The following is a 25,029-nucleotide window of genomic DNA, read 5'->3' as shown; positions in this document are numbered from 1 at the left end:
GGATGAATGAATGCGTAAATTTTATTTAGCCCTTATTGCTATTCTTATCAGCAGCTTGACGGCGTCAGTCTGGGCTGAACGCATTAAGGATGTAGCAACCCTCGCCGGCGTAAGGACCAACCAATTGGTGGGCTATGGCCTGATGGTAGGGTTGGATGGTACTGGAGATAGAACGGGTACTCGCTTTACAGAAGAAAGTTTTGCCAATATGTTGATCCAATTGGGTATTAATATCCCTCCTGGAACGAAACTTAACTCCAAAAATATTGCTGCAGTGATGGTCACCGCGAACCTGAGTTCTTTTATGAAGAAAGGGCAAACAATGGATATAAATATCTCATCCATTGGCGACTCGAAAAGCTTAAGAGGCGGAACTTTATTAATGACTCCCTTAAAGGGAGCTGACGGTCGTGTCTATGCTATGGCTCAAGGAAATATTATCGTTGATGCGCTTTCAGTGTCAGGCAACGATGGTTCGAATGTCACAGTGAACGTTCCCAGTGGCGGAAGAATTCCTAATGGAGCGACAATTGAAGCGGATATTCCTAACCCCTTCTATGTTTCTCGAAATCTTATTTATAATTTACATGCTCCCGATTTTACAACAGCAAGACGTATGACAGATGCCATTAATGAAATGATGGGGCCAGGAACTGCTAGAGCAATTGATGCTACTTCTGTTCGGGTGACTGCGCCTAAATTAATGTCTAATCGTGTGGAGTACGTATCCGTATTGGAAAATATTGAATTTACTCCTGGGGAAGCTGAGGCTAAAATAATCATCAATCCAAGGACAGGGACTGTTGTTATGGGACAACTGGTTCATGTGAAACCTACAGCAGTATCTCACGGTAATTTGATCGTTTCGATCAGTGAAAACCCTCAAGTTTCTCAACCAAATCCCTTTGCTAATGGAAGAACGGTGGTTGTTCCTGACTCGCAAATACAAGTTCAGGAAAAGGAGAATCATACCTTTTTATTTGCGCCTAAGCCTTCATTAAAAGATATTGTCAGAGCAATTAATGCAGTGGGTGCAACTCCAGCCGATTTGGTTGCTATACTTGAAGCTTTAAAACAAGCAGGTGCATTGAATGCAACAATAATCACTATTTAATAGGTATCTAAAATGGCAATTGAAGGAATAGCTTTAAGTGATTTCCAAGGTTTAAGCGATTTAAAAATGAAAGCTCAAAAAGACCCTAATGAGGCTTTGCCTGAGGTTTCTAAGCAATTTGAAGCGATTTTTTTGCAATCCATGTTAAAAAGTATGCGCATGGGGCAACATTTTCTTGAAGAAACGAGCCTTTTTAGGGGGCGAAGTGAAGAGATGTTCCAAGAGATGCTCGATGCGCAATATGCGACTAGTATCACTCAAGGCAAGGGAATTGGTTTAGCAACAATGTTGGCCAAACAATTAGCCAAACCAGAAACGCAACCTAAAATACCCGCCACGGAGTCTAATCTTATGCCAAGCGCTAAGCCGCTGCATGAGCTGAATGCGTCTCAACCGAAACTGGAGCAATCACTGCTTGCTGCACGTACGGCTGCACGAGAGCCAATATCGATCAAAGAAACGGCCCCAAATCCCCAGATAGATGATTTTGTACGTTCAGCCTGGCCCTATGCGAGAGAAGCGGCCAGTGTTTTAGGTTTAGATCCTAAAATTCTCCTTGCCCAAGCCGCTTTGGAAACAGGCTGGGGACATTATATTGCTAAAGATGCTGACGGCAGTAGTTCTAACAATCTTTTTAATATAAAAGCAAGCAACAATACCACTGATGCAGTACAAATAAAAACAACGGAGTATATTGCTAATACGCCAATCAAGGTAAACGCTTCATTTAGAAAATATCCTTCAATTGAAAATAGTTTTAATGATTATGTCTCTTTAATTAAAGAGAGCGGTCGCTATGAAGATGCTTTAGCGAATACGAAGAGTCCTGAACGCTATGTCGATGAATTATATCGCGCAGGTTATGCAACAGATCCACAATACGCTTCTAAAATTTTAGCTATCTACCACGGCGATGAATTACAACAAGCTTTACAGAGAAATGGTTTGTCAGACTTACAGGCATAGACTGGTCACTACGTACCGCGGCTTGTCCACGGGGATTTGCCAGTTGTTTACAAAGCAGGGTTTAATAAGGAGCAGGGAGCATGGCGGGAATTTTAAATATTGCTGCAACAAGTCTTAATGCATTTCAACGAGCGCTTGCTGTAACAGGAAATAATATTGCGAATTCAAGTAATAGAGCTTATACCCGTGAAACGGCGCAATTCTCACCATTGCCATCCCAACGCTATGGCAGCAACTCCTATATTGGAAGTGGCGTTATTATTTCTGATGTAAGACGTAATAGCGATCGCTTTGCGACCGAGCAAGTGCGAGAAACGTTAACACTCAAGTCTGAATATGACTATTTTTATCAACAGGCTATTCAAATTGATAAATTACTTTCAGAAAAAGGGACAAGCCTTTCCTCTAGCATGCAAACCTTTTTTAATGCCCTGGGACAGTTAAACGAAACGCCTGATAATTTGGCTGCTCGCTCTCTGATGTTGCAGCAAAGTCAGTTATTAAGTAGTCAATTTAGTTCCTTACAGCTTCGTTTGGATGAATATCAGCGCAATAACAGCCTTCAGATTGCAGAAGCGGTGGGGCAAATTAATCAAATCACTGCAAATATCGCTCAAATTAATCAACAACTCACCGCAGCACCGGGTGCTCCTGAATTACTTGATACTCGCGATGAGTTATTACGAGAATTAGCAAAATACACTGAGGTGACAGTTATTGACCAAGGCGATGCCGGTGTGAACGTCGCTATTGGTAATGGCGAAATGTTAGTAATTGGTGGCGAACAGCGTGATTTAGCTGTAAATATCAATGCAACAGGCCAATTAGGCACTCATATTTTCTTATCAAATGGCCAGGGACAAATTGATGTTAGCATGAACCTGCATTCCGGTATGATCGGTGGTTTATTAGATTTCGAAGAAAATGTACTGGGTTATGCGAGTCAGGTAATAGGCCAATTAGCTATTGGTTTTGCGACAGGATTTAACTCTCAGCATGAGTTGGGTGTTGATATGAATGGTCAAATTGGTAAGGCTTATTTTACTGATTATAACCAAGCAAGTTTGCAAATAGCCCGATCTTTATCTTCTAGCACGAATACAGGCACTGCTGCTTTATCCGTGGCTATTTCCGACGTTAGCCAAACCATGATAAGTGACTATCAGCTTGTAGTGAGTGATACGGCAACTAATCAAGTAAGAATAATCCGCCAATCGGATGGCCAATCAACCACTCTAAACTGGACAAGTTCGCCGCCAGCGCCGCCTGCGGGACAAGTCGTTTTAGATGGTATGACAATCACTGTTGATAATCTAGCAAATTTAACTAATGGTGACAGTTTTACTTTAATGCCAACGCGTGGTGCTGCGCGCGATCTGCAATTAAATATTAACGACCCGCTTGAAATTGCTTTAGCTTCGCCAGTGCGGACTCAGACTTCCCTGAATAATATGGGAACGGGAAATATTGCTTTAGGCGAAGTGTTCAATACCAATACGCCGATAGGGAAAGAATATAGCATTCAATTTATCTCACCCACCCAATATAACTTGGTTAATGTCACTGACTCTGTAACAACGGGACCTTTTAGCTTTACACCTAATACAGACAATACAGTGATGATTCCTGATTCGATAAATCCTTCTTACTCAGTGATCGTGTCAGGCATTCCCCAAACTGGGGATAGCTTTTCTGCCTCATATAATACTGGTGGTATTGGCGATAATCGCAACGGTTTGCTATTAGCCGCACTGCAGCAAGATAAAATTTTTAATGGTGGAACAGAAACTTTGTTTGATAAGCATATTGATTTAATAACGGGTATTGGTGGCGTCACTTACCAAGCAAAAATTCGTAGCGATGCTGCTGAGATTCTGCATCAACAAGCGGTTGATTTTCGCGAAAGTAAAAGCGGTGTCAATTTGGATGAGGAAGCGAGTAATTTATTACGCTTCGAGCAAGCTTATCAGGCGGCGAGCCGAGTCATGGCAGTTTCAAGTCAAATAATGGATGTTTTATTTGCTGCAATGGGGTGATAAATGCGAATTTCGACAGCGCAAATTTTTTTGCAGGGTTTAAATGGGGTGTTGAGCCAGCAAGCGGAAACACTGAGATTGCAACAACAGCTTTCTTCTCAGAAAAAAATCCAGTCGCCTTCTGATGATCCAGTCAGTGCAGCGCAAATTGAATTGATGAAACAACGTATCGATTCGACAGAAAATTTGCAAAAAAATCGCGAGTCGGCGGTTAGTGCACTGAGTTTTGAAGAGAGCGTCATGAGTAATGTGATTAATGTTCTTCAACGTCTGCGTGAATTGCAAGTTCAGTCCGGAAATACGGCTTTATCAGAGACGGATCGTAACGCCATGTCAGAAGAGGCGCAAAATCTTCTAAATCAATTATTAGACTTGGGCAATGCGCAAGATAGTAATGGCTATTATCTTTTTAGTGGCAGCAAAACATCGACACAGCCTTTTAGCTTAAATGCCGGTCAGTACATTTATAATGGCGATCAAACGCAACGATTTCAAATGATCAGTAGCGGATTAGAGGTTCCGGTGAATGACAATGGCAGCGATATTTTTATGCGCATTATCAATGGAAATGGTACTTTTACTGTCACTCAAACGGCAACTCCCAATACAGGAACAGTAACTGCCACAACCGGCTCGGTGGTAAATCCTGCCGCGTATGTTGCTGATATTTATACCGTGAATTTCGTTTTAAATAGTTTAAATCAGATGGTAGTGATGGTTACTGGTGCAAGCACTGGCCCAGTTATTCCGCCTACTGGCCTTCCTGATGATGCTCCGCTTTATCAAGAGGGGGGATCAATAAATTTTAATGGGATTCAATTGACCTTCGATGGTCTGCCAAAAGTGGGTGATGCTTTTGCTGTTAATCCTTCTAAAAATGAGTCAATCTTTTCTACCGGTGCGCGTATGGTGACTAATTTTAATCGATCGTTTTCAACAGCGGCTGATAAGGCTGCAGTTTTCACAGAAAACAATCAACTCTTGGCCCAATTAGATAGTGCATTAAGCAATATTCTTGCTTTTCGTGCACAAGTCGGGGCTCGCTTAAATCAATTAGATGTGGCTGATCAAATTAATGGGGATGTGATCGAAATCAGTCAAGAAACCTTATCGACTTTAGAAGATGTCAATTTAGCAGAAGCAGCGGTCAAATTGAATCTTCAGCAAGTTTATTTACAGGCAGCACAACAGAGTTTCGCCCGTATCCAGGGCTTGACAGTGTTTAATTACATTTAACCCTATTCACAATACCTAAGATAAATGCCAGCAGCGCTTATTATTCTTTTAATTACTTTAGTGACTATCGCATTTCGCCAAGTGGGAAAAATGAGCATTCCCATTTGGCTAATTATGGCCACGGGCGCTTTTGCTACTCTTGTATTCCAACAAATAACTCCCTTACAGGCTATTTTGGCCATTGAACCTAATGTGATGATTTATTTATTTGGTGTTTTTTTAATTGCACAAGCAGCTGAAGAAAGTGGTTATTTAGAACATTTGACTCATAGACTTTTTTATTACAGCCACACGGGTAAACAAGCTCTAGTTATTATTATTTTTGTATTGGGTCTTAGTACCGTTTTGTTAATGAATGATACCATTGCCATCATTGGAACTCCCCTTATCTTGCAATTATGCAAATCACAGCGTCCATTAATCAAACCTTTACTTTTTGCTTTAGCGTTCTCGATTACTATTGGCAGCGCAATGAGCCCAGTGGGGAATCCTCAAAATTTGCTAATAGCAGTTAAAGGTGAGATGAGTTCCCCATTTCTTGATTTTATCCGACCACTGATTATTCCGACACTGTTGAATCTTTTTATTTGTTATTTTCTTATTTATTTAGTGTACAAAGAAACCTTAGATGCGCCCCTTGAAAAAGTAACTCCAACTCCGATCTCTGAGCATCGCACAGTTCTTTTGGTGAGAATAAGTTTAATGATCATGGTTTTTTTAGTGCTTGCTAAAATTGTGCTGGATTCCATTCATTCACCGCTAAGAATTAATTTTAGTTATATTGCAATCCTAGCGGCGTTGCCGCTCTTCTTGAGTCATCAAATCTGGTTTTTTATAAAAAAGCTTGATTGGGGAACCTTAATCTTTTTTGCCAGTACTTTTGTCCTTATGCAAAGTGTTTGGGATAGTGGATTTTTTCAAAGGAACATTAATCACTACAATATCGCTTTTATGAATCCTGCGGTCATCTTACTTCTCAGCATCGTACTTAGCCAATTTATATCCAATGTTCCATTAGTAGCCTTATATTTACCGCTATTGACGCATCATTCTTACGACAATTCTCAATTATTAACCCTTGCTATAGGCAGTACTATTTCGGGAAATTTATCGATTTTAGGCGCTGCGAGCAATATCATTATTATCCAAAATAGTGAAAATCGCGGCGTCAAAGGCTTTGGATTTTTCGAATTTATCAAATTAGGTGCCCCTTTAACTCTGATAACCATCTTAATTTATAGTTACTTTCTTTAATTCCTCTGATACCTTTTAATGGTTTAATCGAATCCCTGTAGCCTGCTCGCAGAATCCATGATTTTACAAGTAGCTTGGCTATCAAATGGGGGGGCAAAGGGCAAACTATATTTATGAAAAACACTGTGAGCAATTAATATAATATTAAGATACCATAAGTTCTTTTTGTCAGGGTAAAGGAGTATGTGGTTGTTCAATGAAGATGGTTCGAGCGAGTTAGCTCTCGAATTAATCCAAGCTATTTTTTTCTATTTCTCAATTGAAGATTTGGCGCGACTGGCTTTAGTTTGTCAGTGGTTTAATTTTTATTGCAAGGACAATGCTCAATGGCAATGGCGCCTCAGAGCCAATTATCCCGAAATTTACCAGGACTTAGTAACAAGAGAGTCGGTTGATTATAAAGCTGAATTGCGCAAATTAGCTGAATTTCGTTTCTTTCCTATTCATAGTTACGCAGATCCTAAGGAGCCAGGAAAGAGGGCGCCACAAACTGCTGATGATTTATCTTTAGAGAATTTATCCTACCTGGCGACAGTGGAGGGTAGAATAGGTATAGCAGAGTTTCGTGGCCTGACCTATCCAAAATTAGGTCGTATTAGCGCAGGTATTTTCCAATCTACACTCTTACCAACCATTTCAACAGCAGCACATCGGCAAAGTTTAGCTTCTACAGTAGATTTACTGCAGGATTGTATCCGTCAATTAAGGATAGATTTTCTGAGTGGAGCTATTGTATCTGGTGTGACATTGTTGGGTTGTAATGTTTATACAGTTAATTTGGGTGATTGTTTTGCTATAGCTATTGTATTAAATGAAGAAAATAAAGTAAGTCAATTTTTGGTTTTGAACAGGTTTCGACATAGAGCTGCAGAAAAAAATGAGAAAGAAAGGATTATCAAAGCTGGTGGTCGTGTAAATGAGGCTGGATGGATACAAAATACTGTAAAAGGCTCATGCAACCTTAGTCGTGGTCTAGGTAACGGTGTATTTGAGCGGGACGGATTTAGTCATCAGCCGGATACTTATTTTAATCCTATTGCCTTTAATGAAAATGATAGAGCCTTTGTGATCCTTGCTTCTAGACGTTTGATGAGGCAAAACGCTCTAACAAAAGAAGGAATAACGGCCCTATTCGAAGAACATCATAAAAAAGCACCTCATGAAATCGCAGAGCTTTTGGGGCAGAAAGTAATTGCCGATAACTCTAACGCTAGCAGCAGTATCCTTATCACAGCTCTTGATGCAAACGCTTATCGAGCAAAGTATATGGCTGTTTTTGAAGGCTTTGATGATATAGAAGTTGCTAAAGTAGTAAGTCAGTTATATGGGCCCGTACTTGAAATAAAACTCGGTTGCGCTATTCTTTGTAATTTCGAGCAAAAAAGAATCAAAAGGTTGGCCAAGAAGATCGATCAAGCCTGCTCATTTCTATATACCATTTTTGATGGAGTTAAAGGCGAGCGTTTAAGAGTGAATATTCCTCGCTTTCTTCAGCAAGCCTACCGCTGCTACGCGGAGTTACTGACTCATTTAATTGATGCCCTAGCTTTGAATGAGCAAAATAAAATAAACGATTGTCTTCAACGAGTCGAAACTTATTCAGCTATTCTATTGTTGCCTAGCAGGCTAGAAGCCCTTTTATTTGCTTATTTTCCTGAGAATTACCTACTCCCGGGGGAGCGGTGCTACTTAAAACATCCGTTAAATTTTATTAATGCTTTAAGAAAGTCTGTACTAAGGGTCAATAAAACCAATCTTTTAGAGATTCATACAGAATTAGAATCTATGGTGAAAGATCTAACTGTTCTATATAAGGCCGCAGGAGTGGTTTTGTCCATTAGAAAAAAATATAACGCGTCTCTGCTATTTGATTATGACTGTCCTCAAAAAGTTTGGATTCATAAATTAAAAACTGAAGTAGACTTTGTCTTTGATAATTATCCAAAAGAAAAGACGAGTGTCTTAGTAGAGGCGTTGCTTAACCACTTAAAAGTCAAAAATGAAATGCTCAGCGATACGCCAATAATAAGCTATGCGCTACAGTTTTTTTCAGGAGACGATCGGCTAAAATGGTGTTTAGCTGAGGCCATTGAAGAATTAGAAAAAATTCTGGTTGCGCTGAGAGTCCACGAATCAAATACTGAAATAGAGGAAGAGCTTCCTTTGGATACAAGTCCAACGCTCGGATAGATGAGCAGAGCATAAGAGGTTGTAGATTAATAACCTGGCTGCTTTGGAGCCAGGTTATTAATCTCCCTTAAAATACCTAAAGCCTATCATTTACACGAAATCTAGGGATTACAAGAGCAGTGTTGCTGGTCTTGATTATCTTCCGGTTTTTGAGAGTTATTCCTAGCAGCAACATAATTTTCATAAGTATTATCTAGGAGATTATAAATTTCTATAACATGAGCATAGTCTTCTTTGGGATAATACTCTTTCAATGTTATAGCATATCCTCGATCATCTCTAAGCAATTGTTTACAAGTTTGTAAGTCATTGACATATTTACCTAATATTTGTTCAGGTGTTTTATTTTTCCATCCCTCAAGCACTTTTTTACAGGTTCCTTTTTGAACAGAATCGCTTGTTCTTCCTGGAATGTGGCGCAGTAGTTGATAGGCTTGCTCAACTAAATTGTCTCCCGCAGGCCATGCAACATGTTCAAGCTTTTGTGTTCTTTCTGAAAAAAGACTTCTCCCACGCATATTTACTTCTCCAGTTAAATTAAGATATCGTACAAATAACATTATTGCTCGATATTTTAACAATGAGTAATAATTATGTCAAAGTAATGAGGTCCAAAGTTGCGTGTCAATATAACTTGAACCTGACTAATAGGTGGGACTAATGAGGTTCAGTGAACATCATTAGCCCTGTTATCCATAGGCCAAAACCTTTACTCTTAGAATTCAGAAGGATGTCTAAAAGAGGAAGATTGGTTAGCTTGGCTAGTTGCTGGCTGTTGCCCTGGCAAAGCCACATTGGGAACACGAGCATAGAGCCCATGTGAATTATGCCCAACGGAACTGCCCCTAGAGGGAATTGGACGAGGAGTAACAGCGGTTAATTGATTACTGCTCCTCGATGGGGATGTCGTTCCTGCAGGAGCGTGGAGCCTAGACGAATTATATCCAGCAGAAGATCCCCTGGAAGGAGGAGCAGGGGGAGTAGCCAAAATTGGTCTATTACTATTCCCGGGTTGGGATGGGGGTGCAAGAGGACGGAACATAGATGATTTACTGCCATAAGCAGAAGAGCCTCTAGAAGGAGTAGGAAGTGTAGCCGAAGTTGATCTATTACTACGCTTCGGGTAGGAAATAGTTGGGGCAGCCTGTGGATTCAATCCGGTAATTTTAGCCAATTGACTAGATGAATACGCAAGCATAGCTGAGCGAGCGGTTGCTTCTGTCTTACTAGGAGTTAATTGGGTAGCCTGCATCCCTGGGGCAGCTTTTACGGCTTTGCCACCCACTGCCGCTGAATCGATTCCTGGACTTTGTTTTTGATGAGATGAAACTTCTAGCGATTTTTTTTCCACTTTCCTCGCACGGTTTTCTCTTTCTGAAACAAATACCCTTTCAATAAATTGCTTTTTCAGAGCAATTGCTTCTCGCATTTGAGTAAGAAATTCTGCGGGTATTGAGTCTCGGCGTACGGCCGATGGTGACTCATAACATAGGATTGGATCTATAGGAAAATAGCCCTCAAAATCTAGATCACTGGGGCATTTAGTATTAAAAGCAAAAGCAAGTTTACGTTTACGATTGGCAAAATCAATAATTTCTACTGTTGCTGCAAAACTGCCGTGCCCCCCGGGGTAAAAGGTAATAAACAGATCTCCCAGTTTTGCATGGGCTTTTGCTTTTCCCTCTTCCCTAATGAAGAAGTCTTCTTCTTGATAAAGGTAATCTTCTAGGTCTTCCAATTTAATGTGTTGTAGTTTTTCGATGTGAAAAATCCCTGCGTTATAAACCTCACTAGCAAAACATTTATCCCTCTCATTACCCTGCACTGTAGGGGGAGAATCCACTAAGCTAGGCCCTATCCAAATAGGTTTGTATAATATTGAAAAACACATAAAATAGATGGTATGCCATAGTTCTGGGCTGATACCCCAAGCTTCGGAGACTTTCTCTCTAGAATTCAAATCATCACGATACTTCTCAAGAAGGTCGTATAAACGAAGATATTCTTTACGAATTTCAATAGCTGGCTGGGTAAGCTGACTGCTTGCAGACGCTTGTATAGAGGAAGCGCTTTCCAGCCACGCAATTTTTTGCATAATGGCCTTAATAGTCTCACGCGCTTCTTGTCTGGAAGGATGGACTGAGATATTAGCTGATTTTTTTGGTTGGAATGCTTGCTTAAGTTTCATGCACTCATTTTCGAACGGGAGTAAGCAAGTTGCTTTATCATGAGGAATAATAAGGGCGATAGCCTCATCTAGAAAAGCCATCTTTACATCGTCCATAGCGCTTGACCGCCTAACTTGTTGGGCAATGTTGTATAATAATTGTTCCTGTAAAGCACGCTGGCTCAATGGAGTTTGATGCTTTATTGCTTGTTGAAATTTTTTAAGATGGGCACTAAAGGTTTTTAAATCGGTTAGTTCCCCTTCAGGCATTAATTGAGTACCTAGCAATGTACTCCATTCAAAATCAGTTCGATAGAATTTTGCTTTGTAGAGTTTCACACCTGAAAGTTGTGTTCGGCTTATATTTGCGCCAGCTAGGTTGGTATCTGTGAGATCTGCATCGCGTAAATTAGCATTGCTTAAATCAGCATCTATTAAAGAGGCTCCCGTTAAGTTGACACCAGAAAGCGAGGAATTGCTTAATTTTACATTTCTCAAGTTAAGATAGGATAAATCAAGCATTTTGAGCTTCAATCGACTGAGATCGGCTCCTGCGAGTAAGTTTACAAAACGTTGCGGGTGATTTGCTGTTAACATACTATTTAGGTTGTCTATATGTTCGCGAAAATACCTTTGCTTATTAGCGCGCTCGCCGGTATCTAGAATTTTCCACTGCTCACTTATAGCCTGCAATTGCTTCGAGGCAGCAATAATCAGCTCTAAATGATTAGTAGTAGTTTCATCCAGGTTACTAGCTGCCATCGCCCGAGATAAATTTGGTGGTAACCGATTAATATCCCTAGTTAAAGCATAACAAATTGTCTCTAGATCAGTTAGAGGCTGATGGGTCAACACCTTTTCTTTAAGGGCTCTATATTGGCTGGTGCACTGGTATGCTGCTGTAAATCGATGACCGTCGATACCATTGGCCTGACTAAGATAGCGAATGATATTCTTTGGATCGGTAATATCATTAATATAGATCTCAGCTAAGTCGCGCATATCCTTCGAGGATTCTCTCATTGCTAATAATTCTGGCAAAGATAGGCGTTTTAAAATGTCAAATTGTAACTCAGGAGGGAGCATTAGAAGATTATTATTTTGAGCCGTATTGTCATTTTCTTGGCGCTCACTTTTTGGTTCAGTAAAAGTTGGGGCAGGTCTTTCTTTTTCGACAGCTGTTTCAGGGGCACTCAGATTGAGTTTGTCTAGGATGCTCTGAAGAGTATAATTCACTACTTTAGCAGTGGCGATGATATCTCGATCAAGGGCTCTTCTCTCTTCATCTCTATCAACATGGATTGTGATTAACTCTTTAATTTTGCTTTGTAGAAGGGTCATGGTAGCAGCCATCTTCATTAGTTCTTTTTCCATGACGCTAGTGCTGGAGGAGTCATCCTTGCCGGATAATTTAAGCATAGACGAGACGATAGGCGTAATTAGATCTAAGTCTAAATCAGCCCAATTTTGCAAATATTGCGACAATTCACTATCTAGTTCTAAAATCGATGTAAGGTATTGATTATGCTCTGCCTGAGACTCAAAGAGATCAATTTGTTTATTCGTAGGCAATGGGTTAAGTTGTAAACTATTCTGGAGTTTGTATAAGGATTGTAGCAGTTGTTTAGCACAGGCAAGGGCTTTTTGCTGCTCATATTTTTCCTTTCTCTCTAATTGTGCTTGTTGACGTTGCTGCTCAATTGATGATCCAGTATTGCTCCCTTCTCGTGTTTGAGTTGAGGGGGTAATAGTTCCAGCTAATTGTGGTTGGGGTTGACTACGTTTCATTAATAATACACCTCTTGATTAATTGAAATTGTGTTCTTTATCAGTGAATAAGGAATTGTAGAACTCCTGTCCATCATATGTCAGCCTGTTAAAATTGGGCCTGTAAATGGTAGAGCGCCAACATAAAAAAACAACAAATTGGTCATATATAGTACTATTGAATTATTAAGAAAACCTTAAGGCATGATCGTTTCTTGCAAAACGAACGCAATATGACGAATAAACTGAGATGTATTTTGCTCTGAAATGGTAACACTCTTTGGTGTCACTTTAAGTTAAGGCCATTGAAGCCTCGAGCATATTTTTTCTTTTACATTTTCTTTTTCCCCTAAATAGGCTGCTGCATTTTCTAGTCAGGCTTGTTGCAAACTTTTTTAACAGCAGACGGAATCTTAAACTTTATTACCCTAAAATCAGAAAACAATTAACGCATATAGTTCATATTTTTAACACATTTTTAACTGTAAGCCCATGGAATATTTGGAATGTTGCTTCTCTAGTTGGGAATGGAAGCGAGCATATTCTCAAACAATGTATTTGGTTATGGTAGGGGATAATGGTTGAAACAACCGTTTAATCCGATACTGCAACTATCGCTTGGGCAGCTATCTACGTTCTTATTGATGAAGGATGGTTTTGCTTAGCGATGATAATCGATTTATTTAACCGAAAAATTGTTGGAGTAAGGGAACACAATCGTTAACGAAGTTAATTGAAGAAGCTTTAAATGGCTATTCTTCATTCTGATAGAGGGGCGTCCACCTCCTCTAATTTGATCTCTTTTTTCAAGATAAATTGCTATTGAGTTTAACCTTTGAAGTTTAATTTGGATGTACCTGAACTTTGCAAAGTTACTAATTAGCTGAGGCACATCCAATTTTGAGGCGCTTTTTTATTAACCATTCTTAGGTGTAGCGGTATTTTCCTCTACTGTAACTTCTTCACTCTTAGGCGCTTGAAAGAAAGTATTACGATTTTTTCTTTCAGAAGCGGGGAGATAATCCTCTGGAATTATATTTTGGAAAGGTTTACCATTAGTTAAAGTATCCATTCCTTCAATAATTGCAAAGGTGACACCGGACTGAAGGCCGCGTAAAGGGGCTTGAGTCGCGAACATTTTAACAAACGCTCTCGGGTTTTCCGTCGCCATACTCCAGAATGCAGATAAAACTTTCGTAGTGGACTGATTTGTTAGTTTTTTATGTCCATTAACCGGGTTAGTGGTCACCACTCCTTCAGCTTGTACACGATCTTTTATCATTCCTAAGGGCGTAGTAGTAATTCCAGCTACTGCACCACTTATTGCTCCGGAAGCAAGAGAGCGTAGAAAATCATTCTCAATGGGTAAACTTTTACCAAATTGATCGCCGCCATTCAGCAGTAAACCAAAATTAATCGTTCCAGCTGCAAATCGTGGACTGATGCCTCCCGTCATTAAAGGAATAAAATTACGATACCATTTAAACGATTTCTCGACTTGGACTGGACTTTCTTTACGTAATATAACTCCCTTCATTTTGCTAAAAAAGCCTTCCTTATTTTCGGGTTCTACTATTTTTCCTGCTTTTCTAAGTGTAGATATATATTCCGGAATTTGTGTAATTCCAAGATCTCCCAGAGCAGCTGCAATTGTAATTCCCATCTTATGTGTAATCTGAGTAATGCCTGCAACATCTCGATCAGATTCAGATGGTCTGAATTCTCTTGCACCAGTCACGTAACCGGTCCTTAAATATCCTGAGTACATTTGTGCTGCTGCGCCGCGATATAAACTTTTAATGCCTCCCATTGCTGCGATAGAACCCACAGAATCTGGTTTGGCTGTCACCCCATTAACTAGATATGTTTTTATAGGACTTTGGAAAGCGACCACAGCGCCACAAGTAAGCATAGTTTGAGACAACCAATTAATCCCGTTATAAGTCATCTCCGACATCGCTTTATCGGAAGGTTGAGATTGAGTAGTGCTTTTCTCAGTTTTAGTTTGCATGGCTTGTACCCTTTATGTTGCTGCTAGAAAGAGGAATCGTATCAAGCAATTGTTAACAAAATATTAAATATGATCTCTCTTTGAGCATAAACTTTTGTGCTAGACAAAAAAGGTTAAGAAAGGGGGAAGCAGAACACTCTGTGATTGTTAAAATACTTAATTTTTACTTTAAAATTAGCGCCCAAATTATTCTCCACGCGTTCTCATAAAAAAGAGCTTTTCTTGTTTTTTTAACTTAAAAAGTGTAAAATTTGGACGATTAACAACTTAAAGGATTCTCTAGTGTGGAAACGTTTTGCTAAGGAAACATTGAAAGAAACAGGGAATGCTGTAGGAGGAACGATATTGGCCTACGGAATCTTCCAAACGGGCTCAAAGACCTACGCTTCTGGTCAAACTCTTTTTGGTTCACAGACTACAACAAACCCAAAGGCTAAACCAGAAGAAAAAGCATCAATGGGGATGGTGTAATTAAAATATTAATGGATGTAAGTAACCGTAGCCTTGGTCACGCTTTCGCTGCCAAATAGGTTTGCTAAATTAAATTAACTTGCTTTTTTAAAAAGAATATTTACATTGTAAAACTGGATTGCGCATGAGCATTATTATTCAGCTTAGTGTCCTGTGGGTTCGTTGAATAAAACAATGTACTCGGTGAAGAAGATTGGCTGACTGGTGCGATATCAATAGAAAATTCTTCTTTTTTCTGCGGGACGACAGCTTGGGATAAATACCCACACAAACCGCCCAGCTTTGCTAATTTCTTACGTAAACAAGCGCGTCTTGTTTGATCATTATTTTCCTTATACAAGAAATGATAAAAAGCCAAGACATCATTGGCTGAAGGTTTATCAGATTCCAATAGATCAGAATGTGATAAGCGCCATTCTTCATAAGCAGCTTTACCATATAGCTCATGATTTAAAAATTTTTCACCCAAACAATCCCATTCAAATACGTATTGTGGATGTAAACGAAATCCACAATCATAGTGAAAAAGCAAGGATTGATAACCGATATCTACCATAATGTTTCCATTGGTTTGAAAGTATTCTGAAAAACTCAATCTAAATACTAATTCATGCAGGGCAGTTCCAACATTTCTGTATTCTTGATTGGGAGAAGTATTATGCAATTGACCAATAATGAGATATTTTTTATAGGTCGGTGCTCCTAAACGCTCTTCAGCAAGTGTTACATAACCAAGTTGTTTTCCCTCGCAGTCGATAATTTCATGTTGATGCATATAAACATCTTTCGTTACAACGAAAAATTTTACAGGATTACCATCCTTATCGAGTATTTTTGTGGTTAATTTCATTTTTTTCTTTTGCTTGCGATAAGTAGATTGCATATTTATTTTGAATATTTTATTCGTTAAATCACTCAGAATTCCAGCTAAATTTAAGAATCACGTGATTCCAATATCGCGATAGATTAAATCTCATAATAATTCATTTTTTAAAGAACATCCCAAAGAATCCATCAATTTAGAAATAATTCCTTCGACTGTTCTGAAAGAAACATGAACTTCACGCGCAATTTCTTTAGCCGCAGAGCATATAATATAAGGCTATGACCGCTTTGCGCATCCCATAGATTTTTATAAAAACTATTTAAGGGGGCTATGCGAAAACCTCATAAATTTTTGAATATTTAATTTTTAATCAGTTAATTCTCAGTAAAAATCTTTAAGAATAATCTTGAGATTGCCCCCTTTTAAAAGCTGGATCTCGATCCGCTATTCAAGAATTAGTGCTAGCATATGCTCATCAATATATTGTTGTTCTTTAGGTCTTTTAAAGTATTTTTTTAAAATCCCTTCTAATTGGAATCCAAGTTTCTTATAAAAATTCAGTGCGATAGGGTTATCAGCTTCGGCACATAAATCAATCCTTTTTATGCCGTCCAATTTAATTTTTTCAATTAATGCCTTCATAAATTGAGTACCGATACCTTGCCCTTGAAATTTGGGATGTGTTGCTAATGTTCCTAGTGAAACAACATGATTAGCTCGTCGTTTCTGTCTCATAACGATGCAAGTTGCTACTATATTCTCTTTGTATTCATAGACATACATTTTCCCACTACTCATCAGGTCATCAAATATTTCTCTAAATGTTTTTTTGTCCATAATTTCAAAATTTAGGAAAAGATTAATTTTTTCATCCATATAAATTTCAAAGAGCGCATCAAAATCAGAAACACTAGCAAGTCGTAAGGTAAAATCTTTATTCATGTTTTATTCCATTATTTATCTAATATGAATGCGTCGTCTTTTAAAACCAGGATAGATGTATTATTAAAATGCAAAAAAGCATACACTTATCCTGTTCATAAAACCATCGTTTTTTTTAAAACACTTCACAGCTTTTTGATGAAGAATTATGCAGATACATTTAGAGTTTATAAATTGTTAAAGTTGAGGAAAGCACTTTGCCTACTATTGAAAACAACAACAAATTTTCCAGTTTTTTTCTGAAAGTCGCCACACCATATCGCTGGTGGTTTCTAGCAATAAGCATGGTAGGTATTTATTCTTCTATACACAGTGTTATTCAACCTTATGTACTTAAGGTAATCTTAGACCGTGTAACTACATCTGGAGCAACCTCCTTTGTCTCGAAGTGTCTACCACCCGCTTTATTACTAATTATTCTCGGTTTTTTAATCACTCTTGTATGGAGGTTTTACAACTATTTAGTACTCAAATCATTACCAAGAATAAAAGCTGATATTGTAACTATTGCCACAGAGCACTTAAGAAACCAGTCCTATGCATTTTTTCAAGATAGAATGAGTGGTGATATCAGCGCTAAAATTTCAGATTTAACCAATAATATCCAAAATGTTGTCAATTCCTGGTTCAATATCGCAAGACAAGCCTTAACTATCCTATTATCAATTTTTATAGTAGGAACTGTTAGTTGGTATTTTAGCGCTATTTTTCTTGTTGTATCAGCTGTTTTTATCTATTTATCGTATTATTGTGCATCCAGCATTAGACCCTATGCAAAAGATTATGCGGAGGCAAAATCTAAATACTCCGGCGCCATCGTTGATTGTTTTAGCAATATTTTAAATGTGCTGCTATTCGCAAGGGAAAATCATGAAGCAAAATATTTAGCCTACAACACAAATCTGGCTTTAGAAAAAGAAACTAAAATGCAGGTTAAAAATATGCTCAATGCATCATTGCTTGGTTTTTTTGCCTGGATCTTACAAAGTACATCCATACTATTATTGATTTATCTTGGTGCAAAAGGCCAAATCACAGCCGGTGATTTTGCTTTTGTATTTATCTTATCCATGACGGTTATTGATCTCATTTGGTATTTAACTGAAAGTTTATTAGTAGTTGGAGAACAAGCAGGTGTTTGTCAGAACGCTCTTGACACCATTTTCACCCCTCACTTACAACCTTTAAGCTCGGTAGATAGTAAACTAAGAATTCAAGAGGGGAAAATTGAATTCAAGGATGTAAATTTTAACTATGTTGAAGGTAAAAAAACCATTACCGATTTTAGTCTAACAATAGCAGGCGGCAATAAAATTGGTTTAGTTGGCTTTAGCGGTGCAGGCAAAAGTACTATCGTACAGCTTATGACTAAATTATATGATATCGATAAGGGGGATATTTTAATCGATGGGCAAAGCATCAAATATATTCATAGACAAAGCTTGCGAGAACATATTGCTTTCATACCTCAAGATCCCTCTCTATTTCATCGTTCTATTTTTGAAAATATTCAATATGGTTGCACAGAAGCCGATCATGACCAAATCATTAGTGCTGCCAAGCAAGCCCATGCTCACGAATTTATAAGCCAACTGCCACAAGGATATGAAACCTTTGTTGGTGAAAAAGGAGTTAAATTATCCGGTGGGCAAAAACAGAGAATAGCGATTGCTAGAGCCATTTTAAAAAATGCACCCATTTTAATCTTAGATGAGGCTACCAGTTCGCTAGACTCCATTACAGAAGAACTCATCAAACAATCTCTAAACGCTGCAATGAAAAATAGAACAGTTATAGTCATTGCTCATAGACTTTCAACCCTTCTGTCAATGAACACAATTGTGGTTATGGATCAAGGTAAAATCATAGAGCAAGGTAGCCACAGTGAGCTAATAACGATGAATGGTTTTTATAAAAACCTATGGGATGCACAAAGTGGTCATAGTCTTATTTAAGTGCTCAGGTTCCATGCATTAAAAAATATCTCACTGATAAACAATACTCAGAAAAATATTTTCATACAGCTTTTTTAAATCTCTGTAGAAAATATTCTTCAGGAATTAGCGCGTCTAAGCTGAAATGATTAACATTGTTTTCTTTAGAGTAGGGTGTACCTTGCATCTGGCAAACAGCTTCAAAATAAAGTGTATTAGATCAATAACAATTTATTGGTCATCCAAATCTTTTGATGCCATTAATGCACGTTTTGGTCGCGAAACTATCTAGCATCTGAGGGGGCTTCTAAACCTTAGGTGATGTGCGCGGAATTAAAATCACCGACTTATACGACCCGTTGGACTGATTTGCCTATGGTGAAAAAAAACTTAATTTTAGAGGGGAAATATTTATTTCAACGAATACTTAAAGTGATTCATGGTTTAGCTTAAGCCAATTTTCGACAAAGGTAACGGTTTCTTCGATGACTGAAACGGTTTGTTCATAGAGTTTCTCAAACAGGGCTTGTTGACCTGATTTCCAGTAACGTTCTAAATATTGGCAGGCATATTTCATGCGAGTAGTCCCCACATAAACCGCACCACCTTTGATTTTATGAGCTAATTTTTCAACTTGTTCATAATTTTTAGCCGCAAAAGCGTCTTTCAACCGAGGGAAGTCTTGAGGGATGCTCACCTCGATTAAATCTTGTAAGAGCTCGATAAATACAGATTTATTGCCTAAATTTTTTAAGGTTTGTTCGACTTCTAAAAGAGGAAATTGATTTAAGGAAAAAAGCTCCTCTTCGGTATCCGGTAAGTCGAGTTTTGCTTCAGCTTGACTCTGTTTTTAAGATTTCTGAAAAGCCTACGATTCCTGATAGCGGTGTTCGAATATCATGGCGCATATTGGCTAAGAATTCAGTTTTTGCACGATCCCCTGCTTCAGCCGCGTCTTTAGCTAACTTAAGCTCATCTTCCATTTTTTTTCTATCGGTTATCTCAGTTGAAATACCAAGCATGCCAATCACATGGCCCTGTTCATCACGCAAGGGAACTTTATTGGACAAATAAACTAACTTACTTCCATCAGGTTGATAAAGAGGTTCTTCGGCAGTCACTGACAGTCATTGCTCGATGACTGAGCTATCGGCTTTTTTGTAAGAATCAGAAGACTTTTTGTCGTATAAATCCTCATAAGTTTTACCGACTATCTCTTGGCGAGAGCCTAAATGAAGAAGTTTCGCCATACTATTGCTACATCCTTGATAGATATAATTTTTGTTCATCCAGTAAACACTCACTGGAATTTGAGAGATGATAATATCCAAATAGCGACGATCGTTCAGATTAATAATTGAAGTCGTTTTGTTAAGATTAGGAGTGCTTGTATTTTTTGATTTATTCGAAGTAAGTTCTCTCTGGGGTTCCTGGACGATAATGACAGTGCAGGCGCAGGGCGTGAGTTTTGTTTTAAGCTCAATGGTTGCAAGACCTGAAGTGGTTAGCTGCTTTAGCTCTTCTTTGGTGCATAAGGCGCTTAAAGACGTTCCTATCCCTTTATTGTTAGCAAGACTAAGTTCTTCTTCAGCCTTAGTATTGAAATTTTGAATGATATAGTCGGCATCGACTAACACAATGGATTTTTGAACCATTTGGATTAGCATTGTTAATGCTTGCTCATCGATAACTATCATTTAGTTGACGTCCATGAGGTTGGATCAATTTTCAACTTCTCAGATTATTATTCTATAGCACAGTATTGAGGGAGTTTAAACTTTCATTCAATTTCCTAGCTAAAATACGAATGTGGGGTTCTGAAAACATGCTTTCATGGTCGCCAGGTACTAAATGACAGTGAATGTTCCCCGAGATGACATTTTCCCACCAATTTAAGGGAGCATCATAATTAAAAATCTCAGTGAGGATTTCTGCTTTAAATAACATGAAAGGACATTGAAGCTGAGGTAACTTATAGTGCATCAACATTTTTTCGCGATGCCATTGTAATTCCAATAAGGCCGCGGAATTCGATAGTTGATATTTTTGATGTCGTTCTAAGATACGCGCATTTTGTTCTCGCATTAACTCTTTGAAATAGTCTTCATTTCGCTGCAGTGCTGGGTATTCTGCCCATCCGTCAAGCGAGATAATGGCTTTGATATTCTCATTCATTTGTTGAAGTTGATTCGCTATTTCCACAGCGACTGTGCTTCCAAAAGAGGCACCTCCAATCAGATAGGGGCCCTGGGGTTGGATAGTTTGAATCGCTTTAATGTAAGAAGACGCCATTTGCTCGATACTATTATACAAGAGATCTTGATGTTCCAATCCGGGATCTTGCAGGCCATATAAGGGGAAATCCTTATCAAGGTATTTTTCTAAGTCCTTATACCAAAAAATACTTCCTCCTATGGGATGGATAAAAAATAAAGGGGTTTGTGTCCCTGTTTGCTTAATGGGAACGATAATTCGTTCAGAGAGGGATAATTCTTGCGATTCATCGTTTGTTGTAAGCAGCAATGGTTCTATTTCAAGGGCCAAGGCATGAATTGTGGGATGATTAAATAGAAGGCTCATGCTTATACGGATTTTAAACTGGTTTTGAATCTGGGACATGATGTTCATTGCAATCAGGGAATGTCCTCCTATCTCAAAGAAATTATCATAAATCCCTAAATCATCTAATTTCATCGCTGAGCACCAAATTTTATGTAATTCCCACTCTAGATCATTTTGAGGGGAAAGATGTTCTTTGCTTAAATACAGCTGTTTGATAGGCGTGGGGATATGTTTTCTATCGAGTTTTCCATTGGGTGTCATCAATAACTTGTCGACCACAAAAAATCGAGAAGGGATCATATAGTCAGGAAGCTCATGAGTTAAAAAATCACGAATTTCTGTTGCTGTAATAGGGGTGTTATCAATAAGGATGAGATAGGCTGATAAAGAAAGACCTGAGTGATTGATATTTTCTGGTTTTACGAGGCATTGATAAATACAGGGTATCATATCGAGACAGGATTCTATTTCACTGATTTCTATTCGAAATCCTCGTATCTTAACTTGAGAGTCCTCTCGTTCGTGATATTCGACGATGCCATTTTTTTGCCATTTTACTAAATCCCCTGTTTTATACAGTCGCTCATGTTTAGGAACCCCAAAAGGATTAGGTAGAAATTTTTGTCGGGTTAGCGCCTCGTTATGAAGATAGCCCTTTGCTAAACCCTCACCAGAGAGATAAAGTTCGCCAATAATTCCGGTGGGAACTAATTGCAAACATTTATCCAATATATACGCTTTCATATTTGAAATAGGCTTTCCAATCCGGTTGAGGGGATAATAGGCATCCTCAGGTGAGCAAGTATAGGTCAGTGAATCAATGGTGGCTTCAGTCGGGCCATACAAATTATGCAAAGCACAAGAGGATGGACGTTGTTCGTAAAAAGAATGAATAATTTCGGGTAATAAGATTTCGCCACCACAAAAGACCTGCTTTAGGGAGGTGCAGGAAGCAAAGCGTGAGTTTAGGGTTATTTCTCTTAGCATGGGGGGAACGAGTTGGAGGATGCTCACTTTATTGTTAATGACTAACTCAATTAATTCCGTTGGGCTTGTATGCGCATGCAGCGGTGCGATGACCACAGTGGCACCAACCCATAACGGCATAAAAAATTCCCAAATCGAGGCATCAAATGAGAAGGGTGTTTTTTGTAAAAAAACATCCTGTTGAGTGAAATGGTAAGTCGCTCTCATCCAAGCCATATGATTGCAGGCTGCTTTGTGAGAAATAGCTACCCCTTTGGGGGTTCCTGTCGTGCCCGAAGTATAAATAATATAGGCTAAATCGGAGGGTTGGGTTTTTATGCTCGGTGGATAAGAATTAAACTCTTGGGATTGCAAGATAGTTGCAACATCAATGATTTTGCCTTCATAGTCATGGAATTTTTTTATAACTTCAGTGTCATGAGTCAATAAAATTGGTGATTGACTATTCTGTAGCATGTAATTAATTCGTTTATCGGGATAACTAGGATCGAGGGGTAAATAGGCAGCTCCCGCTTTTAAAACACCAAGGATGCTTATTAGCATGGTCATACTTCGGTGAGTATAAATGCCAACGATATCATTCGCTTTAATGCCTTGAGCGATGAGGTGATGGGCGAGCTTATTCGATTGCTCATGCAGTTTTGCATAGGTTAGTGTATGCCCATTGAATAGGGCAGCGACTGAGTGAGGGTTATTGGCCACTTGAGTTTCGAAGCCTTGATGAAGTAACCAATTGACATCATAAGGCTGCTCGGTCTTATTCCATTGATTTAAAAGACAGTCTTTTTCCTGGTTATCGATAATCGACAATTCAAACAGTTTCTTATCCGGGTTTAGAATCGCGTCCTCTAACATAAGGAGTAGATGCTGGTCCATATGATTAAAAAAAGCATAAGATTCCTCCCAATGTTGATAATTGGTTTTGTTCTCAATGGTAATGGATGAGCAATCGTTAGCGATATAAACATTTAATTTTTTGCAAACGTTGGATATATGAGGGGCTGGAGAATCAGTAATAGTAATGCTGATATCGATTTCTTCTGCTATTCCATGCAGTTCAGGATAGCGAACAAAAATATCGTTACAGTAACTATCGTTAGGGATAAGACGCTCTTGTTCTTTTTGAATAAAAGACAATACCTCACGAAAACTCATTGAGCTTTTAAAGTGTGATGTTAAAGGAATATGCATACTCAGAAAGCTTTGAAGTACGCCGTTTTTCTTAATAGGCGTAGGCGAATAATCAAGCGTAAAATTGTTATAGTTGTTAAGACGATAAATATAAGTCAGTAAAAGTCCGACAAGAAAGGTTTGGTTGGAGAGGTCATTATTCAGAGCATAGTGGTTTATTTGCTGAAGTAAATGAGTCGGTAAGTTGAGCTTTTTTATGGTTGAATCATTAATTTTGTAAAGATGAGATAGAAATGAAACACCGCCATGGATGCATTTTAAGAGTTCTTTCACCCAAAATTTTTCTTTTTGGGGTTGATATAACACCGGATTATCAATTAACTCTTGAAGATTCTGTGGCCTCAATTCAGAAAGTAATTGTCCCACCGATAAACCTTGTTGTTTAATAAGTGACTCTATAGGAACTAGTTCTCCGCTTAGGCTCATTAATTCGTAAAAAACAATATCGGTAGTTTGTGTTGCAATTTGTAAGTCGGTGGTAGAGCAGTGGACGATGGTTCCTGGTTCTTTTCCTGATGAGATCCCTAGTTTTCGATAGGTTTTAACTATCATTATTTCATCGCGAACAAGTACTTTAGGCGTTACTAATTCATTTTTGTACTCTCCAAAGGTCAAAGCACGGCATACTCTATCAATGGCTTCAGCGCTACTGTCCCATGAAATAAAGCCATACCATTCTGGTTTGTTTTTTAAACCATAATAGGAACGTGAAGATAGATTTTGCTTTAAAGGGGTTGTGGACTTGGATGCTAGTTCATTGATTAATTCGTTGAAGGCTTTAACGGCCTTTTCGTAGCATTTAAGGTTTAAACTTAAGGCTGTTTCATCCTCATCGATGCTAAATCGAGGTTGCTTTAATATCTCACCCGCATCCACCTGTTCGCGCATGATGTGCCAAGTAATGGCATGCTCTTTTTCCTTATTAAGCAATGCCCAGGTGGTAGCATATAATCCAGCATATTGGGGTAAGGGGCTATTATGATAATTAATGGCAGCGATGCGAGGATAATTAAGTATTCTCGGCTTAAGAATAGCCCCATTCGCAATACTAAACAAATAATCACAGGGATTATTTAAATAATGTGTTTCAAATTCTTTAAGGCTTTTAATAGAAGGGATGTCGTTTAGGGTGCACCATTTTTTTATCTTTGGAGAGGAGGAGATTATTCCTAAAATCGAGTGATTTTTTGCACGTATCAATGAGGCACACTCAAGAGTGATATTATCATCGCCGATGAGATAACAGTTGAATGCTTTATTCTTCACGATACCTTGCCTTTTGAGGTTCTTTAAATTTCCCTATTATATCTCAGCTAAGGAGGTCCGTTTCATCAATAGCGCCCTATTGTTCATAATTTGCCTAATTCCGGGTGGG

The 25,029-nt window shown here is 38.6% G+C and carries 18 protein-coding genes; 9 read left to right on the top strand and 9 right to left on the bottom strand.

Going from position 1 to position 25,029, the window contains the following annotated elements; all coding sequences use genetic code 11:
- Positions 1 to 10 precede the first annotated feature (10 nt).
- The 6 genes from Lnau_RS09010 to Lnau_RS08985 all read left to right on the top strand — a co-directional run bounded on the left by Lnau_RS09010 (position 11) and on the right by Lnau_RS08985 (position 8,796).
- The gene (locus tag Lnau_RS09010; protein WP_058504774.1) at positions 11 to 1,114 is read left to right on the top strand and encodes a flagellar basal body P-ring protein FlgI; all 1,104 of its coding nucleotides are present in this window, start codon (positions 11 to 13) and stop codon (positions 1,112 to 1,114) included.
- A gap of 12 nt (positions 1,115 to 1,126) precedes the next feature.
- On the top strand, positions 1,127 to 2,080 hold the full coding sequence (gene flgJ / locus Lnau_RS09005; protein ID WP_058504773.1) for a flagellar assembly peptidoglycan hydrolase FlgJ: 954 nt from the start codon (positions 1,127 to 1,129) through the stop codon (positions 2,078 to 2,080).
- A gap of 80 nt (positions 2,081 to 2,160) precedes the next feature.
- Positions 2,161 to 4,116 carry a flagellar hook-associated protein FlgK gene (gene flgK / locus Lnau_RS09000; protein ID WP_058504772.1) on the top strand — a complete coding sequence of 652 codons (1,956 nt, stop codon included), beginning with the start codon at positions 2,161 to 2,163 and terminating at the stop codon, positions 4,114 to 4,116.
- 3 nt (positions 4,117 to 4,119) lie between these two features.
- Positions 4,120 to 5,352 (top strand): flagellar hook-associated protein FlgL, encoded by a 1,233-nt coding sequence (gene flgL, locus Lnau_RS08995; RefSeq protein WP_058504771.1) that lies wholly within the window; start codon positions 4,120 to 4,122, stop codon positions 5,350 to 5,352.
- A 24-nt stretch (positions 5,353 to 5,376) separates the two neighbouring features.
- Positions 5,377 to 6,606, top strand: a complete 1,230-nt coding sequence (locus Lnau_RS08990) for an anion transporter (protein WP_058504770.1) — start codon at positions 5,377 to 5,379, stop codon at positions 6,604 to 6,606.
- A 183-nt stretch (positions 6,607 to 6,789) separates the two neighbouring features.
- Positions 6,790 to 8,796: a hypothetical protein gene (locus Lnau_RS08985; RefSeq protein ID WP_058504769.1), complete on the top strand. Its 2,007-nt coding sequence runs from the start codon at positions 6,790 to 6,792 to the stop codon at positions 8,794 to 8,796.
- Positions 8,797 to 8,897: 101 nt separating this feature from the next.
- On the opposite strand, the gene Lnau_RS08980 is transcribed toward Lnau_RS08985, so the two are convergent.
- The 3 genes from Lnau_RS08980 to Lnau_RS08970 all read right to left on the bottom strand — a co-directional run bounded on the left by Lnau_RS08980 (position 8,898) and on the right by Lnau_RS08970 (position 14,741).
- Complete coding sequence (locus Lnau_RS08980; RefSeq protein ID WP_058504768.1) at positions 8,898 to 9,314, bottom strand: hypothetical protein; 417 nt, start codon at positions 9,312 to 9,314, stop codon at positions 8,898 to 8,900.
- A gap of 197 nt (positions 9,315 to 9,511) precedes the next feature.
- Entirely contained in the window at positions 9,512 to 12,751 is a 3,240-nt protein-coding gene (locus Lnau_RS08975) for a pentapeptide repeat-containing protein (protein ID WP_058504767.1), read from the bottom strand.
- Between the two features lie 895 nt (positions 12,752 to 13,646).
- Positions 13,647 to 14,741, bottom strand: coding sequence for an MC/SLC25 family protein (locus Lnau_RS08970; RefSeq protein WP_058504766.1), 1,095 nt, complete (start codon positions 14,739 to 14,741; stop codon positions 13,647 to 13,649).
- A 282-nt stretch (positions 14,742 to 15,023) separates the two neighbouring features.
- Here Lnau_RS08970 and Lnau_RS08965 point away from each other — a divergent pair, with 282 nt between their 5' ends.
- Positions 15,024 to 15,212, top strand: a complete 189-nt coding sequence (locus Lnau_RS08965; protein WP_058504765.1) for a hypothetical protein — start codon at positions 15,024 to 15,026, stop codon at positions 15,210 to 15,212.
- Between the two features lie 100 nt (positions 15,213 to 15,312).
- Here the strand turns inward: Lnau_RS08965 and Lnau_RS08960 are convergent, their stop codons facing one another.
- Both Lnau_RS08960 and Lnau_RS08955 read right to left on the bottom strand, forming a co-directional pair.
- Positions 15,313 to 16,062: a hypothetical protein gene (locus tag Lnau_RS08960; protein WP_058504764.1), complete on the bottom strand. Its 750-nt coding sequence runs from the start codon at positions 16,060 to 16,062 to the stop codon at positions 15,313 to 15,315.
- A gap of 420 nt (positions 16,063 to 16,482) precedes the next feature.
- Positions 16,483 to 16,980: a GNAT family N-acetyltransferase gene (locus Lnau_RS08955; RefSeq protein ID WP_058504763.1), complete on the bottom strand. Its 498-nt coding sequence runs from the start codon at positions 16,978 to 16,980 to the stop codon at positions 16,483 to 16,485.
- Positions 16,981 to 17,177: 197 nt separating this feature from the next.
- Between Lnau_RS08955 and Lnau_RS08950 the strand changes: the two genes are divergently transcribed.
- Together Lnau_RS08950 and Lnau_RS16765 are read left to right on the top strand one after the other, a co-directional pair.
- The gene (locus Lnau_RS08950; RefSeq protein WP_058504762.1) at positions 17,178 to 18,935 is read left to right on the top strand and encodes an ABC transporter ATP-binding protein; all 1,758 of its coding nucleotides are present in this window, start codon (positions 17,178 to 17,180) and stop codon (positions 18,933 to 18,935) included.
- A 300-nt stretch (positions 18,936 to 19,235) separates the two neighbouring features.
- The gene (locus Lnau_RS16765) at positions 19,236 to 19,367 is read left to right on the top strand and encodes a DUF4113 domain-containing protein (protein ID WP_238585945.1); all 132 of its coding nucleotides are present in this window, start codon (positions 19,236 to 19,238) and stop codon (positions 19,365 to 19,367) included.
- On the opposite strand, the gene Lnau_RS08945 is transcribed toward Lnau_RS16765, so the two are convergent.
- The 4 genes from Lnau_RS08945 to Lnau_RS08930 all read right to left on the bottom strand — a co-directional run bounded on the left by Lnau_RS08945 (position 19,342) and on the right by Lnau_RS08930 (position 24,920).
- Positions 19,342 to 19,611: an Hpt domain-containing protein gene (locus tag Lnau_RS08945; protein WP_058504761.1), complete on the bottom strand. Its 270-nt coding sequence runs from the start codon at positions 19,609 to 19,611 to the stop codon at positions 19,342 to 19,344. The genes Lnau_RS16765 and Lnau_RS08945 overlap by 26 nt on opposite strands.
- A gap of 136 nt (positions 19,612 to 19,747) precedes the next feature.
- Entirely contained in the window at positions 19,748 to 20,035 is a 288-nt protein-coding gene (locus Lnau_RS16870) for a histidine kinase dimerization/phospho-acceptor domain-containing protein (RefSeq protein ID WP_058504760.1), read from the bottom strand.
- 6 nt (positions 20,036 to 20,041) lie between these two features.
- Positions 20,042 to 20,611, bottom strand: a complete 570-nt coding sequence (locus Lnau_RS08935; protein ID WP_058504759.1) for a hypothetical protein — start codon at positions 20,609 to 20,611, stop codon at positions 20,042 to 20,044.
- Positions 20,612 to 20,663: 52 nt separating this feature from the next.
- On the bottom strand, positions 20,664 to 24,920 hold the full coding sequence (locus tag Lnau_RS08930; RefSeq protein ID WP_058504758.1) for an amino acid adenylation domain-containing protein: 4,257 nt from the start codon (positions 24,918 to 24,920) through the stop codon (positions 20,664 to 20,666).
- Between the last annotated feature and the right edge of the window lie 109 nt (positions 24,921 to 25,029).

It is taken from the genome of Legionella nautarum, from assembly GCF_001467895.1.
In the GTDB taxonomy this organism is placed as follows: Bacteria; Pseudomonadota; Gammaproteobacteria; order Legionellales; family Legionellaceae; genus Tatlockia; species Tatlockia nautarum.
This window is presented reverse-complemented; position numbering and strand designations above follow the sequence as displayed.

Coding starts and splice junctions, on each gene's coding strand:
- Lnau_RS08975 (WP_058504767.1), bottom strand. CDS start 12,751: ATGAAACGTAGTCAACCCCAACCACAATTAGCTGGAACTATTACCCCC.
- Lnau_RS16765 (WP_238585945.1), top strand. CDS start 19,236: ATGTGCGCGGAATTAAAATCACCGACTTATACGACCCGTTGGACTGAT.
- Lnau_RS08990 (WP_058504770.1), top strand. CDS start 5,377: ATGCCAGCAGCGCTTATTATTCTTTTAATTACTTTAGTGACTATCGCA.
- flgK (WP_058504772.1), top strand. CDS start 2,161: ATGGCGGGAATTTTAAATATTGCTGCAACAAGTCTTAATGCATTTCAA.
- flgL (WP_058504771.1), top strand. CDS start 4,120: ATGCGAATTTCGACAGCGCAAATTTTTTTGCAGGGTTTAAATGGGGTG.
- flgJ (WP_058504773.1), top strand. CDS start 1,127: ATGGCAATTGAAGGAATAGCTTTAAGTGATTTCCAAGGTTTAAGCGAT.
- Lnau_RS09010 (WP_058504774.1), top strand. CDS start 11: ATGCGTAAATTTTATTTAGCCCTTATTGCTATTCTTATCAGCAGCTTG.
- Lnau_RS08980 (WP_058504768.1), bottom strand. CDS start 9,314: ATGCGTGGGAGAAGTCTTTTTTCAGAAAGAACACAAAAGCTTGAACAT.
- Lnau_RS08935 (WP_058504759.1), bottom strand. CDS start 20,611: ATGATAGTTATCGATGAGCAAGCATTAACAATGCTAATCCAAATGGTT.
- Lnau_RS08970 (WP_058504766.1), bottom strand. CDS start 14,741: ATGCAAACTAAAACTGAGAAAAGCACTACTCAATCTCAACCTTCCGAT.
- Lnau_RS08985 (WP_058504769.1), top strand. CDS start 6,790: ATGTGGTTGTTCAATGAAGATGGTTCGAGCGAGTTAGCTCTCGAATTA.
- Lnau_RS08955 (WP_058504763.1), bottom strand. CDS start 16,980: ATGAATAAAGATTTTACCTTACGACTTGCTAGTGTTTCTGATTTTGAT.
- Lnau_RS08960 (WP_058504764.1), bottom strand. CDS start 16,062: ATGAAATTAACCACAAAAATACTCGATAAGGATGGTAATCCTGTAAAA.